At 61.9% G+C, this 17631-nt stretch carries 18 protein-coding genes and 1 tRNA gene; 9 read left to right on the forward strand and 10 right to left on the reverse strand.

Annotated features, from left to right (window positions below; genetic code table 11):
• Positions 1–110: 110 nt before the first annotated feature.
• Entirely contained in the window at positions 111–314 is a 204-nt protein-coding gene (locus QM797_RS01305) for a DUF3072 domain-containing protein (RefSeq protein WP_032381115.1), read from the reverse strand.
• Between the two features lie 154 nt (positions 315–468).
• Here QM797_RS01305 and QM797_RS01310 point away from each other — a divergent pair, with 154 nt between their 5' ends.
• A complete protein-coding gene (locus QM797_RS01310; RefSeq protein ID WP_283273332.1) occupies positions 469–825 on the forward strand; it encodes an excalibur calcium-binding domain-containing protein in 357 nt (118 codons plus the stop codon).
• 78 nt (positions 826–903) lie between these two features.
• Complete coding sequence (locus QM797_RS01315) at positions 904–1827, forward strand: pseudouridine synthase (RefSeq protein WP_283273333.1); 924 nt, start codon at positions 904–906, stop codon at positions 1825–1827.
• A gap of 17 nt (positions 1828–1844) precedes the next feature.
• On the opposite strand, the gene QM797_RS01320 is transcribed toward QM797_RS01315, so the two are convergent.
• From QM797_RS01320 to QM797_RS01335, 4 genes are all read right to left on the reverse strand, one after another.
• Positions 1845–2657, reverse strand: a complete 813-nt coding sequence (locus QM797_RS01320; RefSeq protein ID WP_283273334.1) for a formate/nitrite transporter family protein — start codon at positions 2655–2657, stop codon at positions 1845–1847.
• A gap of 64 nt (positions 2658–2721) precedes the next feature.
• A complete protein-coding gene (locus tag QM797_RS01325; protein WP_283273335.1) occupies positions 2722–3051 on the reverse strand; it encodes a hypothetical protein in 330 nt (109 codons plus the stop codon).
• 296 nt (positions 3052–3347) lie between these two features.
• Positions 3348–3437: transfer RNA gene (locus QM797_RS01330), tRNA-Ser, on the reverse strand.
• A gap of 45 nt (positions 3438–3482) precedes the next feature.
• Positions 3483–3995: a MarR family winged helix-turn-helix transcriptional regulator gene (locus tag QM797_RS01335; protein ID WP_502942241.1), complete on the reverse strand. Its 513-nt coding sequence runs from the start codon at positions 3993–3995 to the stop codon at positions 3483–3485.
• Positions 3996–4072: 77 nt separating this feature from the next.
• Between QM797_RS01335 and mgrA the strand changes: the two genes are divergently transcribed.
• Together mgrA and QM797_RS01345 are read left to right on the forward strand one after the other, a co-directional pair.
• Complete coding sequence (mgrA, locus tag QM797_RS01340) at positions 4073–5107, forward strand: L-glyceraldehyde 3-phosphate reductase (protein ID WP_283273337.1); 1035 nt, start codon at positions 4073–4075, stop codon at positions 5105–5107.
• Between the two features lie 115 nt (positions 5108–5222).
• A complete protein-coding gene (locus QM797_RS01345) occupies positions 5223–6212 on the forward strand; it encodes an NAD(P)H-quinone oxidoreductase (protein ID WP_283273338.1) in 990 nt (329 codons plus the stop codon).
• A 71-nt stretch (positions 6213–6283) separates the two neighbouring features.
• On the opposite strand, the gene QM797_RS01350 is transcribed toward QM797_RS01345, so the two are convergent.
• Positions 6284–7489 carry a cysteine desulfurase-like protein gene (locus QM797_RS01350; RefSeq protein ID WP_283273339.1) on the reverse strand — a complete coding sequence of 402 codons (1206 nt, stop codon included), beginning with the start codon at positions 7487–7489 and terminating at the stop codon, positions 6284–6286.
• 215 nt (positions 7490–7704) lie between these two features.
• Here QM797_RS01350 and QM797_RS01355 point away from each other — a divergent pair, with 215 nt between their 5' ends.
• The 5 genes from QM797_RS01355 to QM797_RS01375 all read left to right on the forward strand — a co-directional run bounded on the left by QM797_RS01355 (position 7705) and on the right by QM797_RS01375 (position 11911).
• Positions 7705–8286, forward strand: coding sequence for a bacterial proteasome activator family protein (locus QM797_RS01355; protein WP_283273340.1), 582 nt, complete (start codon positions 7705–7707; stop codon positions 8284–8286).
• A 61-nt stretch (positions 8287–8347) separates the two neighbouring features.
• Positions 8348–9229 (forward strand): galactan export ABC transporter permease subunit Wzm/RfbD, encoded by an 882-nt coding sequence (gene wzm, locus QM797_RS01360; RefSeq protein WP_442978150.1) that lies wholly within the window; start codon positions 8348–8350, stop codon positions 9227–9229.
• 10 nt (positions 9230–9239) lie between these two features.
• A complete protein-coding gene (wzt, locus tag QM797_RS01365; RefSeq protein ID WP_283273341.1) occupies positions 9240–10079 on the forward strand; it encodes a galactan export ABC transporter ATP-binding subunit Wzt/RfbE in 840 nt (279 codons plus the stop codon).
• Positions 10072–10974 carry a galactofuranosyltransferase GlfT1 gene (glfT1, locus tag QM797_RS01370; protein ID WP_283273342.1) on the forward strand — a complete coding sequence of 301 codons (903 nt, stop codon included), beginning with the start codon at positions 10072–10074 and terminating at the stop codon, positions 10972–10974. Before wzt ends, glfT1 begins: the two co-directional genes overlap by 8 nt.
• A 73-nt stretch (positions 10975–11047) precedes the next feature.
• Positions 11048–11911, forward strand: a complete 864-nt coding sequence (locus tag QM797_RS01375; protein WP_283273343.1) for a TylF/MycF/NovP-related O-methyltransferase — start codon at positions 11048–11050, stop codon at positions 11909–11911.
• On the opposite strand, the gene QM797_RS01380 is transcribed toward QM797_RS01375, so the two are convergent.
• The 4 genes from QM797_RS01380 to QM797_RS01395 all read right to left on the reverse strand — a co-directional run bounded on the left by QM797_RS01380 (position 11912) and on the right by QM797_RS01395 (position 17563).
• Entirely contained in the window at positions 11912–13795 is a 1884-nt protein-coding gene (locus QM797_RS01380) for a glycosyltransferase (RefSeq protein ID WP_283273344.1), read from the reverse strand.
• A gap of 74 nt (positions 13796–13869) precedes the next feature.
• Positions 13870–16137, reverse strand: a complete 2268-nt coding sequence (locus tag QM797_RS01385; protein ID WP_283273345.1) for a hypothetical protein — start codon at positions 16135–16137, stop codon at positions 13870–13872.
• On the reverse strand, positions 16134–16565 hold the full coding sequence (locus tag QM797_RS01390) for a GtrA family protein (protein WP_283273346.1): 432 nt from the start codon (positions 16563–16565) through the stop codon (positions 16134–16136). The genes QM797_RS01385 and QM797_RS01390 overlap by 4 nt, the downstream gene beginning before the upstream one ends.
• Entirely contained in the window at positions 16562–17563 is a 1002-nt protein-coding gene (locus tag QM797_RS01395) for a glycosyltransferase family 2 protein (protein WP_283273347.1), read from the reverse strand. The genes QM797_RS01390 and QM797_RS01395 overlap by 4 nt, the downstream gene beginning before the upstream one ends.
• Positions 17564–17631 lie beyond the last annotated feature (68 nt).

The raw sequence follows: 17631 nt of genomic DNA on the forward strand, positions 1-17631 counted from the left end.
ACCTGGTCCGATGTACCGAATCTCGCCGGGGTTCGGAGGGCACTCGATGTGACATTCGGTGGACTTTTCGGGGGTCGATGTCACATCGAGTGGACTTCCTTGTCGTCGACTCAGCCGCGGCCGGTCTCGCCCTGCAACTTGTCGATCATCTCCGACGCCTGAGCCTTGTTCAGATCGTCGGGAACTTCCTGCCCGGCTTCCTGAGCGAGGGTGCTCAAGTAGCTCTTCTGCGGCCCTGTCATCGGCTCGTCGCCGGTGACCCAATCATCGGGATCCTTCTCGGGGTTCTGGTTGACCTGCTCGTTTTCGCTCATACGTTCGTAAATACGCCGAATCGGCGGATTCCAAACACGCACAAGAGGCCGGGCCTCGGGTAAACGTCAGGCGTAGATCATGCGAATGACTTGATTGACAGTTCAATAATCGACCGGCAATGATCCAGATCACACCCCCCTCGATTGGAACCCCATGAAGACGAAGAACCTGCTGGTCAAGATCGGCATCTCCAGCGTCATTGCAGCGGCCGCCGTGGTCGCCGCCCCTGTTGTCGCCTCTGCCGACCCGATCACCGATTTCCTGTGCGGAGCCGGCTCGGCTCAGTTCTGCATCCTGCCGCCGCCTTCCGCCTTCGCACCCCCTCCTCCACCGCAGGGCGCACCCGCGCCGCAGCAGCAGGGCGCGCCCGCCCCCGCACCTCGGCCCAGCGGATTCCAGTACAAGAACTGCGACGCCGCACGTGACGCCGGTGCCGCTCCCGTCTACCGAGACGAGTACGGCTACGGCCCCCACCTCGACCGCGACAACGATGGCATCGGCTGCGAGTAGCGAATTCGAACTTATGCGGGCAGATCATCGTGAAATGCCTGCATAAGTGCAATCTCGGCGGGCGGATACGCTCACTCGGTGAGACGACGCCAGCAACCTCCCCTGGCGAAGCGACACGGCCTGGACCCCGCGCGCATCCGCATGCCCGAGGACGGCACATGGCGCACCGTCCGTGACTTCCTGACAGCGACCGAGCTACGAATTCCTCCACACCGGATCGACGCGATGTTCGACGCCGGCGAGATCGTCGACATGGCCGGTCCCATCTCATCCGACGCGCCGTACGTGGCCGGCGAGGCCGTCTGGTTCCACCGCGACCTTCCGACGGAAACCGTTGTGCCGTTCGATATCTCGATCGTGCACCGCGACGACGCGCTGCTGGTGATCGACAAGCCGCACTTTCTGCCGACCATCCCCCGCGGCGGACACATCCTGCAGACCGCGCTGGTGCGATTGCGTCTCGAACTCGATCTGCCGCAACTGGTGCCCGCTCACCGACTCGACCGCGTCACCGCGGGTCTGGTCTTGTTCGTCGTCGATCCAACACTTCGTGGCGCGTATCAGACGTTGTTCCAGGATCGAAAGGTTCACAAGGAGTACGAGGCGATCGCTTCGCATGACCCCACGCTGACCCTGCCCACCATCGTCCGCAGTCGAATCGTCTCGAAGACAGGACAATTCACCGCTCACGAGGTGCCCGGAGAACCCAACGCGCACACCACCGTCGATCTCCTGGACCACCGCGACGGACTCGGCCGCTATCGGCTGACACCGTTGACCGGCCGCACCCATCAACTGCGACTCCACATGAATTCACTCGGCGTGCCGATCCTCGGTGACGACCTCTACCCGACGGCTACCAACCGGGCCGTCGACGATTTCACCGATCCACTCCAATTACTCGCCAGTGCAATCGAATTCATCGACCCGATCTCGAAATCGACACGACGCTTCGAGACCGGATTGAGCCTGGAACGTTGGGAGTCGGATGTCGGGCCGTGACTTCCGACTCCGCTCCACTAGTCGGAATTTCGGTCACGCTCGGACTGCACGAGCTCCTTCGTGCGCACCAAGCGCAGCGCGGTGACCAACACGACGCCCCCCATGATGTTGAACAGCACCGTATATCCGAACCATTCGATCCAGGCCACATAGCTCACGTCGGCACCCGCGTGGATGGCCCCGAAGATCAGCAGGGAATCGAGAATAGAGTGGAACAACTGCAATCCGGCCAGAAGGAAACCAGCCGCCATCGCGGCGATGATCCGTGCGACGTCGGATGTTGTTCCCTGCTGCATGCGGGTCAGCAGCGTCATCGTGCTGCCACCGAGAACAGCCAGGCAGATCGACTGAAGATTCAGTGGCGCGTCGACGAAATGATGCGCGGACTCGGACAACACCTCGAGCCATTGCGGAAACGCGTGCGCGATCAACCACATCACGAACCAGCCGCCCAGCAAGTTCGCCAGTAGCGTCCCCACCCACAGCCTCGCCAGCTGCAACGGTGTTCCGTTGCGGGCCACCACCGCTGCAATCGGCATCAGGAAGTCCTCGGTGAACAACTCACCGTGGGCTAGATAAATAGCCACCAATCCGATGCCGAACGCCAGGCCCGCCAACAGATGACTGTCGGTCTCGTCCAATACTGCGAGATACGCCATCACACCCAGAGCAACTTCGAGCCCGCCGAAGAATCCGGTGATCAGCACGGTGCGCACGGTACGGTGCAATCGCTCGCCACCTTCGGAGACGACAGCGTCGAAACTCTCCTCGAGTTCCTCTTCCAGAGGTCCCTCGTTGTCGCCGTCGTTGCGCCGCGCTTCTTCGCTCATCTGCAGGTAGTACCCACAAAAGCGGTATCGATACCAGCCCGTCGGCAATCCTGTGTCAGACCTCTTACCGGCCCGACGAGTGCTTATGGACGATCGGCGCTGACGAAGACCGCGCCTGCCAGATTTCGATCGAGTAGGACTCGACAGGTTCGTCGCCGTCCACAACCAAGTCGTAGTTCGAGCTTCTTCCGGTGGCACTCACCCGAACCCGATGCAGCGCCGGCCCACGAGGAGTCAGGCCTTCGCGGCCTCCGGGGATCCAGTTCTTGAACTCCATACCCGCCGACAGGCGAATGCCGCCGGCCCTGGTCACGAGGTCGCCCTCGTCGATGTCTTCCCACGAGTGCAGATCCAGCCCAGGTTCACCTTCGAGCATTCGCAGCTCGACGCTCACGAAGCCACCTGAAATCCCTGTGCTGATCAGCGCTCCCCCGTCACCGATGTACACAAAGCCCGGGACACCCTCAGGAGGCCAGATCAAGTCCAGGGATACTTGCTGAGCCAATTGCATCTGGCCGTCCGAGACTCGAACTGTCTCACTATGTCTCACCGATCGATTGTCCCATCCATCGGCTGCACGCGAGGGTTGTGGCGCATCCCCGGGGAAAGCGACATGGATGCCACGCACCGACCAGGGCAGACGAAACCGGCCCACCCTTGCGGGTGGGCCGGAGTTCGAGAACGAACATGTGGCGGAAGCGGAGGGATTTGAACCCCCGGACGCTTTTACACGTCTCTCGCTTTCAAGGCGAGTGCATTGGGCCGCTCTGCCACGCTTCCGTGTGCGATCTTAAACGGCTGGGCGGCCCGAGTCCCAATCGCCCCTCATCGTCGCGATGCGGCGGCCGAGGTGTCCATCGCAGCGTCGACCTTTTCGAAGATGTCGCCGAGCACTTCGAGTTCCTCTAGAGAAAGCAGATCGACGAGATGTCGGCGCACACTGCGCACATGAGTGGGTGCCGCCTCCGCCAATCGTCGACGGCCTTCCTCGGTGATCACCGCGAGCACACCTCGGCCGTCGTCGACGCAGGTGCTGCGAGTGACCATGTCCTGAACTTCCATTCGCCTGATCTGATGCGTCAGGCGACTTCTCGAAGACAGGACGCCGTCGGCCAGCTCGCTCATTCGAATGGAGCCGTCGACCGATTCGGACAACATCACCAGAATGCGGTACTCCGCCATCGACAGATCGTGGCCATCCTGCAGATCCTTGTTCAATACCCCCATCAATCGTTGCCCGCCGTCGACATAGGCGCGCCATGCTCTCATTTCCGCAGTGTCGAGCCACTGCGGGTCCCCCCCGGAACCAATGGCTAGTTCGGCCGTCACCCGTGACATCCTAGGCAAGAAATCTACCGACGAGTAGCTTGCCGTGGTTGAATGTTCGATTCGAGTCCGAGACCTATGGTCGAGTTATGACAGATCCCAACATCGAACCGCCGTACGTAGCCGCAGCCGACAGATACGAGTCCATGCACTTCCGGCAAGTGGGGTCACGCGGGCCGAAGCTCCCGGCGATCTCGCTGGGACTGTGGCACAACTTCGGCGACGACGTTCCACTGATGAACCAGCGCGCGATCCTGCGTCGCGCCTTCGATCTGGGGATCACGCACTTCGATCTGGCCAACAATTACGGCCCGCCCTACGGCAGCGCGGAGAAGAATTTCGGCCGCATCTTCTCGGAGGATTTCGCCGGCTATCGCGACGAGCTGATCATTTCGAGCAAAGCGGGCTGGGACATGTGGCCAGGCCCGTACGGGTTCGGTGGTTCCAGGAAGTACTTGCTCTCTTCGCTGGACCAATCGTTGACGCGCATGCGCCTGGACCACGTCGACATCTTCTACAGCCACCGACCCGACCACGACACCCCGATCGAGGAAACTGCTGGCGCGCTGATCAGCGCCGTTCAGCAGGGCAAGGCCCTGTACGCGGGCATCAGCTCCTACAAGCCCGAGGGGACGCAGAAAATAGCGGACCTGCTCGCCGACGCGGGTGTTCCCCTACTGATTCACCAGCCCAGCTACTCGATGGTCAATCGCTGGATCGAGCCCGAACTACTGGGCACACTCGACGCTATCGGCGCAGGCGTCATTGCGTTCTCTCCTTTGGCCCAGGGCATGCTCACCGATAGGTACCTCGACGGTATTCCTGCGGATTCGAGAGCAGCACAAGGTAAGTCGTTGAACCCGGACTGGCTGACCGACGACCACATCGGACACCTTCGGGCATTGAACGACATCGCCGACGCCCGCGGCCAATCCCTCGCACAACTCGCGCTGAGCTGGGCCCTGCGCGACCCTCGGGTGACGTCGGTCCTGATCGGCGCATCGAGCGTCGAACAGCTGGAGAACAACGTGGCGGCGCTGGACAACCTCGACTTCACCGACGACGAGCTCGCCCAGATCGACCAGCACGCCGAGGACTTCGGGATCAACCTCTGGGACCTGTAGGAGTGCTTGCGGCAGTGGTGCGGGCGAGTTCCCCCTGGGGCACTCAACCGCGCCACTGCTCATCTGGGTCGTTCCGTAGGCTCCACTCCTGCCGCCGGAGGCGCACTATGGAGACATGCGTGCCATCACACTGAAAGAATTCGGCGACCCCGACGTCATGGAATGGACCGAGGTTCCAGGTCCACGTCCGAGCCGCGGGCAGGTGATCGTCGATGTCTCGGCCACTGCGATCAACCGCGCCGATCTGATGCAGCGGCAGGGTTCCTACCCACCGCCGCCGGGTGCCAGCGACATCCTCGGCCTCGAATGCTCGGGCATCATCTCCGAACTGGGCGCAGGCGTCAGCGGTTGGAACGTGGGCGACCGAGTCTGCGCACTGCTGGCCGGCGGGGGCTATGCGGAGCAGGTCGCCGTGCCCGCCACTCAGCTGTTTCCGATTCCGCAGGGGCTCGATCTGCATGTGGCGGCGGCACTTCCGGAAGTCGCATCCACAGTGTGGTCCAACCTGGTGATGGACGCGCACATGCGCTCGGGCCAGGTATTGCTCATCCACGGCGGCGGTAGCGGAATCGGTACGCACGCAATCCAAGTGGCCAAGCAGATGGGCGTCACCGTCGCGGTCACCGCCGGCTCGAAGTACAAGCTGGACATGTGCGCCGATCTCGGAGCCGACATCCTCATCGACTATAAGAGCCAAGACTTCGCCACCGAGATTCGTTCACAGACAAAGGATCACGGAGCAGACCTGATCCTGGACAACATGGGCGCGAAGTACCTCGACCGAAATCTCGACGCCCTGGCCATGGACGGCACCGTCGTCACCATCGGGATGCAGGGCGGGGTGAAGGGAGAGCTGAACTTCGGCAAACTCCTCGCCAAACGCGGATCGGTTCACGCAGCCGGGTTGCGCGGACGCCCCGAAACCGGACCGTCGAGCAAGGCAAACATCGTCGCGGACATGACGGAGCACCTGTGGCCGCTGATCTCCGAGGGACGCGTCACCGCCGTCGTACACGCCGAAATTCCGATAACCGAAGCGGCGCAGGGACATCGAATGCTCGACGAGGCCGAGACCATCGGCAAAGTGATCCTGCGAGTCCAATAAATGTGCGTCTGAGGTCGTGCACGGAACTTCGTAGTGGGCGACGAAGTTTCGTGCACGTGCGGCGAAGCCGCTCAAAGCGCGAGCGAAGCGAGCGCTTTGACGAGCTGATCGATTTCGTAGCGGGTGGTGTACGTGGCCAGACCGATGGAGACGGCACCACCCTCGTCGTTGACTCCGAGTGCGTCGAGCAGACGACTGCCGCCGTGGACTCCGCTGACACTGCCGATTCCTGCCTGCGCGAGTTGCTCGGACACCTTCACCGCAGGCACACCCTCGACCGTGAAACTCACGGTGGGGACACGCGTTGGTGCATTGCCCAGCACCATGACGTGATCGAGCGAATCAAGTGCCTTCATCAAGTAGTCGAAGAGCCCGTCGTGGTAGTGCTGCAACGATCCGATCGAGAGCTCGAGACGCTCACGACGGGTTCCTGTGGCGGCGTCGTCGAGATTGGCCAGGTAGTCGATGGAGGCCACCACACCGGCCAACAACGCGTACTGGTGACTGCTGACCTCGAGCCGCTCGGGCCCCTTGGCCGACGGGTTGAGCGACATCGACGGAAGTTGTTCCAGCAGCGTCGGATCGCGGAAGATCAGCGCGCCGACGGACGGGCCACCCCACGCCGCAGCATCGATCGCAACGACGTCGGCTCCGAGTTCCTTGATGTCGACGTGCGCGTAGGGAGCAGCTCCGGCTGCATCGACGACGATCAGTCCGCCCACCTCGTGCACCAGATCTGCTGCAACCCTGACATCGGGTGCGCTCCCGACGATCGGCGACGCCGCAGTGACCGCGACGAGCCTGGTGGTGGAGGTGATGAGGTCGTCGAACTGCCACGTGGGCAGCTCACAGGTATCGATTTCGACTTCGGCCCATTTGACGTGGGCGCCGGTTCGGCTGGCCACCCGCAGCCACGGCGCAACATTCGCTTCCTCGTCCAAACGCGAGAGCACCAGCCCGGTTCCCAGACCGAGCCGTGAGCTCATCGACTCGGCGAGCCACGACAGCAGAGTCGCGCGGTCCGGTCCGATGACGACCCCGGACGGATACGCACCCACCAGATCAGCAATCGCCACACGCGCGGATTCGAGTAGACCTGCACTCCGCTTGGCTGCGGTATTTCCGGCCGAGTGGTTGGATGCGCTGTGCCGAAACGCCGTGGACACCGAGGTGGACACACGATCCGGAATCAACATCCCCAGCTGAGGGTCCAGATGAATCCACCCGTCGCCGAGGGAGGGAATGGACCCTCTTACCCGCGCGACGTCGTACCCCATGTCGGACACTCTAAGCGCCGACCGGTGAAGCATGTGTTCCACGTCCCGTATCGCCAGGGAACGGTTGCCCACTTCGCACGCTCGACCCCTCCCTGCTTTCACATTTTTCCGACGAGCCCCTGTTGTTTCTCGACGAACTACTGTTCCCGACGACCGAACCAGGATAATCGCCCCGGACGATCGCGCAACGACGAGCGACGCGTAAAGATGGATACATGACCCAATCCGAGTCGAACAGTGCGCCCGATGACCACGTCGTTGTGATCGGCCCCAATGGAGAACCGCTCGCCCTGAGCCGCGAGGAAGCGACGGCCGCGGCAGCCCGCGCCGCCGGATCGTCGGCGAACGAGGATTCGAACGACGGGTCGGGCCTGTCGGAGATGGTCGAGCAGCCCGCGAAGGTGATGCGCATCGGCACGATGATCAAGCAACTGCTCGAGGAAGTGCGCGCCGCTCCTCTCGACGACGCCAGCCAGACGCGTCTCAAGGAAATCCACAAGTCGTCGATCCACGAACTCGAACAGGGACTCGCCCCGGAACTGCGCGACGAGCTCGAGCGTCTGGTGCTGCCCTTCGGCGACGACGTCATCCCCACCGACGCGGAACTGCGGATCGCGCAGGCGCAGCTCGTCGGCTGGCTCGAAGGACTGTTCCATGGCATCCAGACGGCACTGTTTGCGCAGCAGATGGCCGCCCGAGCCCAACTGGAACAGATGCGGCAGGGCGCGTTGCCTCCTGGTGTGATGCCCGCACCGGGTGCCGGCCACGGCGGCAGCGGTACCGGCCAGTATCTCTGAGCAGGCGCGAGTGGAGCCCGCGGAATGAGCCAGGGCGTTTCGACGGGTAGTGTCGACCGTCGTGTCGGCACCAGCGAAGGATCCCGAGAGCGAGGCAGGAGAACAGATGCCTGCTCCGGTTTCGGACTCACAGACTTATCGGCGCGCGTTCGGCGATCTGCGAACCGGTTTCAATCAGCGCGAACTGTGGCTGCATCTCGGCTGGCAGGACATCAAGCAGCGTTATCGACGGTCGGTGATAGGTCCGTTCTGGATCACCATCGCCACCGGCGTGCAGGCCATCGCCATGGGTCTGCTGTATTCGGTTCTGCTGGACATCGACCTGCGCTCGTTCCTGCCGCACGTCACCGTCGGACTGATCGTCTGGAACCTCATCAGTGCCGCGATCCTCGAAGGCGGAGACGTCTTCGTCGCGAACGAGGGCCTGATCAAGCAGCTGCCCAGTGCGCTCAGCGTGCACGTCTATCGGCTGGTGTGGCGTCAACTGCTGCTGCTCGGCCACAACCTGCTGATCTACGTGATCATCATCGCGATCTTCTGGCCGCCCGGCGGGCTGCACTGGACTGTGGTCTTCGCGATCCCGGCGCTGGTGCTGATTCTGCTGAACGCCGTGTGGGTGTCCATTCTGTTCGGCATCATCGCCACCCGCTACCGCGACATCGCCCCGATCCTCGGCAGCTTCGTCACGCTGATGTTCTTCATGACACCGATCGTGTGGACCACATCGGGACTCGAGTCGATGGGCGGTGAGGCCGCGAACCGCGCCAAGCTCGTCGAGATCAACCCGCTGTTCCACTACCTCGACATCATCCGGGCCCCCCTGATCGGCGAAGATCAGCAGGCGTACCACTGGTACATCGTGCTCGGCTTTACCGTCGTCGGCTGGGCGTTGGCCATTCTCGCTCTCAAGAAGTACCGGGCCCGCGTGCCCTACTGGGTTTAGGGGTCAGCAGTTGTCCATCAGCATCAGTACCCATGACGCATGCGTCGACTTTCCGATCTTCGACGCCAAGACGCGATCGTTGAAGAAGGCGTTCCTCGGTAAAGCCGGTGGTGCCATCGACCGAAACTCCTCCGACGTCGTCGTCGTCGAAGCACTCAAGAACATCACCATGAACCTGAAGGACGGCGATCGCGTCGGACTGGTGGGTCACAACGGCGCGGGCAAATCGACGCTGCTGCGTCTGCTCTCGGGCATCTACGAGCCGACGCGAGGCAGCGCCACCATCCGCGGCCGCGTCGCGCCGGTGTTCGATCTGGGCGTCGGCATGGACCCGGAGATCTCCGGCTACGAGAACATCATCATTCGTGGCCTGTTCCTCGGCCAGACGCGCAAGCAGATGCTCGCGAAGATGGACGAGATCGCCGACTTCACCGAACTCGGCGACTACCTCGACATGCCGCTGCGCACCTACTCGACGGGTATGCGGGTGCGGGTCGCGATGGGCGTAGTCACCAGCATCGACCCGGAGATTCTTCTGCTCGACGAGGGCATCGGAGCCGTCGACGCGGATTTCATGAAGAAGGCTCGGCTTCGACTGCAGGAGTTGGTGAAGCGATCGGGCATCCTGGTGTTCGCCAGCCACTCCAACGAATTCCTGGCTCAGCTGTGCGATACCGCGATGTGGATCGATCACGGACAAGTTCGACAGCAAGGCGGCATCGAGGACGTGGTGCGGGCCTACGAGGGCAACGACGCGGGCGATCACGTCGCGCAGATCTTGAAGGAAATCGAGCGGGAAGACGCAGGAGTGGAGCCTGCGGAACGACCAGAGGACACAGCCGGTGCCTGATCGGATCATCGGGGTCATCGTCACGCACAAGCGTCGTGAATTGCTGGCTCTGTCATTGGACGTGATCAGTGCGCAAACGCGTCCGCTCGATCATCTGGTCGTCGTCGACAATGCCGACGAGCCCACAGTGCGGGAGTTGGTCGAGTCGACGGCCCTGCCGACGACGTACCTCGGCTCGCAGCACAACCTCGGCGGCGCGGGCGGGTTTGCCCTCGGCATTCTGTACGCGCTCTCGCTCGGTGCGGATTGGGTGTTTCTCGCCGACGACGACGGCCGCCCCGAGGGCCCGAAGGTACTCGAGACGCTGTACGACTGCGCCCTCACCCACGGCCTCGACGAGGTCTCCCCCGTCGTGTGCGACATCGAGGATCCGGATCGGCTGGCGTTTCCGCTGCGACGCGGCACCTCGTGGCGTCGGCTTCGGTCGGAGTTGATCGACCCGGATAATCCCGACGACGATCTGCTGGAAGGCATTGCGTCGCTGTTCAATGGAGCCCTGTTCAAAGCGTCGACGATCGATGCGGTGGGCGTGCCCGATCTACGCCTGTTCGTTCGCGGCGACGAGGTGGAAGTGCATCGTCGGCTGCAACGCTCGGGCCTGAAGTTCGGCACGTGCCTCACTGCCGCCTACGTCCACCCCAACGGGGCCGAGGAGTTCAAGCCGATCCTCGGTGGACGGATGCACACGCAGTACCCGGAGGACGCGACCAAGCGCTACTTCACGTACCGCAATCGCGGCTACCTGATGTCGCAGCCCGCCATGCGAAAGCTGTTGCCGCAAGAGTGGATTCGGTTCACCTGGTTCTTCCTGATCACCACCCGCAACCCGAAGGGACTGGCCGAGTGGTTCCGGCTGCGCGGGCTGGGGCGTCGGGAACACTTCCGTAGGCCCTAGCCCCGGCAAACATCGATACAGCGCAGTCCGGCAAGGGGTGCGCGGACCCGCGTAATACCGCTACCGTGTGCCCATGACGGAACCTCGGAAGCTCGCGGATCGCATCAAGTCGTCGGCACGGGAGAAGCTGCAGCGGGCAATCGGCGAGGTTTTGGAGCAGCAGACGGCGCAGCTGGCCGAGCAGACGAGTGACCAGCAGGCGAAATTGCTCGACGTCCTCGAACGTCAACGTCGTGAGATCGACGACCTGCACGCATTCATCCGCGGTCTCGAGATGCGCATGCGCCGCGACATTCCCTATGCCTCCGACGTCGAAGCTGCCGCGCAGAGCGCCGAGTTCGCCGAAGAGATGATGCCGCAAGCACCGACCTTCCTGCGGCCGCACGCGACGCTGCGATTCGCGCTCAGCGAGGTCTCCATCCGCGGCATGGCACTCGAGTTCGGCGTTGCCAGCGGCACGACCCTCGAGATCATCGCCGAGGAGTTGGCACCGCGCAAAGACATCACCGCCGTCGCCGGATTCGATGTGTTCTCGGGCTTACCCGAGACGTGGCGTACCGGTTTTCCGAAGGGATTGTTCGAGCAGGAGAGCATTCCCGAAGTGCCGGGGGCGCAGATAGTCCCCGGATTGTTCGAGGATTCTCTGCCGGGCTTCCTGAAGGGCCACCGCGAGAAGCTGGCCTTCCTGCACCTAGATGCCGACCTGTACTCCTCGACGGTCACCGTGCTGGATCTGGTGGCCGATCGACTCGCAGTGGGCACCGTCATCGTGTTCGACGAGTACTTCAATTTCCCCGGCTGGCGTAACCACGAGTACCGGGCGTGGACGGAATTCGTCGCACGCACCGGCACCGAATTCGACTACCTCGGCTACACCGCCGACAACGAACAGGTTGTCGTACGGATTCGCACGGCACCCAAGGTCCGGTCGAACTAGCTACTGCCCGTAGAGGCGTGCCCAGTTCTCGCGGCTCGTCAGTTCGGGGACCGCGGCGCGGAATCGAGCCTGAACGTCAGGTCCCTCCGCCCTGAGCCGACGCAGGACCGTTGCCGTGCGGTTGGCAACCTCGCGCGCGGCCAGTTTGTCTCTTCGCCGAACCCGCACTCCGGACTGCGACGCATCGGCCACCACCGCACTGTCGAAAAGCGATACATGCCACCAATGCGCGTCCGATGCCGAGATGAACGCCAGTTCTCGTCGCAAACGGCCTTGAAACTGGTTCTTGATTCGCTTCGCCAGAACCAGATCGATGAGCTTGTTCTTCGGTGCAAAGCCTGCGGGAATCGTCAGTAGGTCGGATGACCGTACATCCGGGATCGCAGACGCAGGATGCTTGACCGTTTCAGGATGCCGACTCCGAAGTTCTCGAATCTCACCCAGCACAGCCCGCCCACCGTCCTCCAAGATCGACGGTCCCGACAGGAAGTCCTCGATGCCCTTGAGTGCCGTGTGCGCCAACCCGTATTGCATCGAAACAGCAAATTGCGTGATCTCGCGCCCGAGCATGATGCTGAGCGATTTCACATCGAAATCACTGTGGAGCGCGGCAGTGATCAGCGAGTTTCGTACGCTGAAGTATCGCGACCAGTCATCGCGATCCTTCCAGTGAAAATCGGCGTGCCAGACTCCGGCATTGGGAAGCGTGGCCGTTGCAAATCCGTTGGCCCGGGCGCGAATGCCGAACTCGATGTCGTCCCATTGAAAGAACATGGGCAAAGGCAGACCGATCGCCGATATGACTTCGGCAGGTATGAGGCATGACCACCAAGCGTTGTAGCCCGCGTCCACTCGACGATTCTGGCGCTTCTTCGTCAGATCGGCGTCGTGAATCGAATTGGCAGACCAACGACCGGCTTTCAGCTTCGACAGGTCGGCTTCCTCGCCGCTCACGTGCAAGTTTTGCGGGTTCATCAGGTACAACATCTGTGCCCCGACCAACGTCGGTTCGGCCGTCACGTTGGCGAATGCATTCATCCGCAGAATGCTCTCGGGCTCGCACAGTATGTCGTCGTCCATCAAGATGACGTTGGCATGCTCGTTTATCGCGGTGACCTCGAACATGCCGCGCGTGAAGCCGCCTGCGCCGCCCAAATTGCTCTGGCGGATGTATACGAGTTTGTCGCCGAGGATTTCACGCACGTCCGCGAAAAGGCTTCGACTCGACACCGGATCAGTACCCTGGTCCACCACGAAGATGGCGTCCAGCCCAGCAAGAAGTCCCTCGTCCCCCGCCAGCGCACTGAGGGTCTCGGCGCAGTCGTCGGCCCGATTGAACGTGCAAATTGCAACTGCTGCCGGTCGAATCACAGCGGGGGCGACGACAGTCCACTCGACATTCGAGACGGTGAGACTGTCGTCGACTGCTGCGATCTCGATCCACAGGAAACCACCGTCGAGAAAGGTATCGACGGTCGATGCCAGAGACTGACGGCCAGATCCGGACACTCGCACGGTCGACACCGTCCGTTCGTTACCACCCGAGTCCGACGCGCGGAGACGGACCTCGCCGCCGCCGTCGTGATCGAAGGCCACCTCGACGGTCTCGACGGTCGTCCACCTTTGGAAGTAGCTGGCTGCAAAACGGCCGAAGTACGTGTCCGTATTCACCGTCGCACCTTGCGCCAGGGTGACGTCGAAGCGCCGACGATGTACATCACCGGTTTCGATCGACGCGTACAGATCGTCGGACACGCGCGGAGACGGACCCGCGAATGTTCCACGCTGGACTACGAAACGAGCGGGAGCAGTGTGCTCGACGAGCCTGTCGCGGATCGCGGCGAGGTCGGGTGCCTCGGTCTTGGCATCGACGAAATCACTCATTGGTCTCCTACGGGTTCGCGATGTGGCGTCACACCGCGCTTGTCATGCACGATTGCACGACGCGCATCACGATATCAACCGAAGTCGACCGCCCGGTTCAAGCGCGCTTTGGCGCGGCGACGACTCAGTAGGACGCTGACCATCGAGATCGCAAGAATCACAACAAACGCTCCAGCAGCGGCCACGCGGCCTACAGCCAGTCCCGGCGACGCGTAGTGCACTTCGAGGACTCCACCACCGGCACCGACCTCGACACCCAGAAGGCCGGCCGGCCCTTGTCTGACTGGCACAGGCGTTCCATCGACCGTAGCCGTGTATCCCGGCCATGCGAGGCGTGCGAAGTAGATACTGCCGGGCACGGAGCCCTCGAAACGAACTCGCTCGACAGCCGCGGTACTACTGGCCGTCTCGACCTCCAACCCGGGCGACCACCACGTAGCGTGGCCTGAACCTTCCCCGAATGGGTCTTCACGCACCCAGATGACCCTCGCCTCATCCGAGGCAGCTATGACCCAGCCGGAAGGTGGTTGAACAGCTGTTTCCTCCGGCAAGAGGGACCGCTGCAAGACGAGTGTGGAGACACCCATAACGTCGATCAACGGGGCAACGACCGACGCCGATGCCGGTGCGAACAGACGGTCATAGGCATCCGAGCAGACGGCACCTCTGTAGTCCATGCAGAGAGCGTCTGCGAAGGCGTCGAATCCCATCCCCGTGTAGCTGGCCACCGTCTGCGCACCGGATGCGCGCGGAACATTACCGAAAAGGAGCTTGCCGGTTCGGGTGTCCTCCGTGGTGACTGTGCTCCGCTCCGCCAATTGCAGGACTGTGCCTCGATAAGCCTGCGAGCCCTGGCGAAGTTCGGAAAGCAGGAACGCCGGTGCTCCACCATTCGGCGGCGATGCAGGTGCGGGTTCTGCCGACGGCAGCGGGCTTGCGGCAGACGGAAAGACCGAAGTCTGAAGAAACAAGATAGATAAGGTCCCGATCAGACCAACGCCTGCCAATGCCGCCAGTCCCCGACGGTGGCATGCAGTTACCGCCGCAGCCAACAGTACGAGGGTAACGATCACAGCGAGCAGGTGCGTCGACGATAGGTCCGGACGCACCGCCCACGCCAGATAACCGCCGAACAGGACGATACCGAGCGTCAGTAGGCTCCGACGACGGATTCGGTCGCGTGCAATGCCACGGGACAAGGCCACCGCGAATGCGACGGCCACCGCCAAGTACAGGTATTCGACCAATCGAAAGGGCCACCGGAACAACCACACATTCGAGGGAGCAAGGCAAGCAATCAAATAGAACGAACCCACGACGAACAAACTCGAAGCGCCGACAAATCGTCGTCGCAGCGCCCCCCACCTCAACCACGGTAGAAGCGGCAAAAAGAACCAAGCGAAGTATGTCGATGGAACACTTTCGAGTCGCTCCCCACCCCAGTTGCTCATCGAGGGAAGGTAGGTGGCCGAGCTGCCCGCGACGATGTCACCCAGGTCAGGAACCAGAAATGTGTCATTGGCTATGGCAGCGAGAGTCTGTCGGTTGGTGACTGAGCTGGACCCCAGCAGCGGCAGAAAGACCATCAACGCGACCGCACCGACGCACATTCCCATCACGACGAGCAAGACGAGTCGTTCGTATCGACGCCGAACCAGCAGTTCGATGCCCAGTGCGCCGAGCACGACCACCAGTCCCACCGGCGCGTAGGGGTTGCCTGCCGTCATCGCCAGGAAGCCGAATACGAACGGGAGTATCGCCGTAGATCGACCCCGGGCGAACCTGCGTGAAGACCACCAGAAATGCGTGACCCACGTGAAAGCCGCGAGTCCAGCCGGCCACCCTGCCGCCTCGTACCACAACGTCAGTCCGGAAACCGGCAGAGCAACCGCGACCAGAAAGGCAGGGGCACGGCTGGCTCCATAGGACCGCGCGAGGAGGTAGACGCCGGTCCCCAGAATGGCAATCATTTCGGCGGCTACGACAAATGCTGCGAGCGAGAGGTTGTCGAAGAACGAGACAACGACGAAGTTCGCCAGATTGACCGGGTTCCAAATACCCAGTAGCGCTTCAGCCGCGTAGTTGCCGCCCATCCAACCTGCGGGGTCCATCGAAATCCAACTACCGCCGCGCAATTGGGTTCCGAAGACGTGCCACAAGGGCGCGAACTGCTCGTACTGATCGCCGACGTAATAGAACAGCGTACCGCGCCATTGCGGAACTACTGCCAACGCGAGAACGGTGACGAACACCGTCGCCACCATTATCGCGTCTGGGACTCGTCTACCACTGCGAACCGGACTGCTGCTGATCGCTCTCGTCGACAGGTGAGTGGTTGTCATCGGACTTTTGCAGTGTCAGTCGGGCGCTCACGCGTAAGAATTTTTTTCGACAACACGAATGTGAAAGGAATTGCAGCAACCGCAGCTACGAGTGGTGCCACACGCTCGTCCATGTTCAACCCGCCCACGAGCAGAACGACTCCGACCGTGGTGATCACATAGTTGGTCAGATTACCAAGCGGGAACATGAAAAACTTTCGCCAGGTAGGAGGCGTTTTAAAGGTCCAGTAGCAGTTGAGGAAGAATGAACCGATCATGGCGATAACTATTGCGATCAAGTGCGCGGCAAGGTAGGGAACGACCAACCGGAGCATTAGATAACTGCCGTAATAGACAGAGGTATTCGCGACTCCCACAACCGCAAACCTTACCAAGTGGCGCAGTTGTGAAGACCTGTCGGGTTTTGGCTTGTTCATCGGTTCGGTCACGAGAAATCACCGCCACTCTGAGGGCGGGCTCGATGCTTCTGATCCCGTGTGCGGTTGACTGTGCGCGCTGGACCGCGATCGCTTTCCGTTTCGGCAACGAGGAAGTGGGGGCGTTGCTTGGTCTCGTAGTAGATTCGGCCCACGTACTCACCGATCACCCCGAGGAACATCAACTGCAGCCCCCCGAGGCCAATGATCGCGGCAACCAGGGTGACATAACCGGGCACGACTACGCCCGCGACGATTGCCGCGATCACAAGGAAAAGCACATAAGCCAAACCGAGAGTCATCACTGCGGCACCGATGTAAATAGCCAGTCTCACTGGCGCGTTGTTGAACGACATGATCCCGTCGATCCCGTAGTTCACCAATCTACGAAGAGACCATTTGCTGGCACCGCCGCCTTGACGTGAGACATTCTCATAATCGATCGTCGCACTCGGAAAGCCGATCCACGAAAACAGCCCCTTCGAGAATCGGTTGTATTCGCCCAGCTGCAGCAGCGCGTCGACAGCACGACGACTCAACAAGCGGAAGTCTCCAGCGCCGTCCTGCATGTCAACATCGACCAACCGGTTGACCGCCCGGTAGTACATCTTCGCCGCGAAGGTCCGGCCCATTGAGTCACCCGTTCGGGTTCGCCGAGCTACAACCTGGTCATAGCCGTCCTCATGGAGGCGCAACATATCCAAGATGAGCTCGGGCGGGTGTTGCAGATCCGCATCCATGATCACGACGGCATCACCAGTTGCATAGACGAGGCCAGCCAGCATCGCAGATTCTTTGCCGAAGTTGCGGCTGAACGAGACATAACGGATGCGATCGTTCTGTGCGCTCAAGCGCCGCATGATCGAGACCGTTGTGTCGCTGCTGCCGTCGTTGACGAGAACGACCTCGAGCTCAGGTCCCTCGTCGCCGAGTACCGTGAACAGCTTCTCGGCAAGATCGGACAGGACGTCTTCCTCGTTGTAACACGGGACCACGACGGACAACAGCACAGTCACTCCAAATCGACGCGGACTTCGGCGACCGCGTGCAGGTATAGGCCGCCCAGCGGCTGAACCCA

It is taken from the genome of Rhodococcus sp. IEGM 1381 (assembly GCF_030056795.1).
In the GTDB taxonomy this organism is placed as follows: Bacteria; Actinomycetota; Actinomycetes; order Mycobacteriales; family Mycobacteriaceae; genus Rhodococcoides.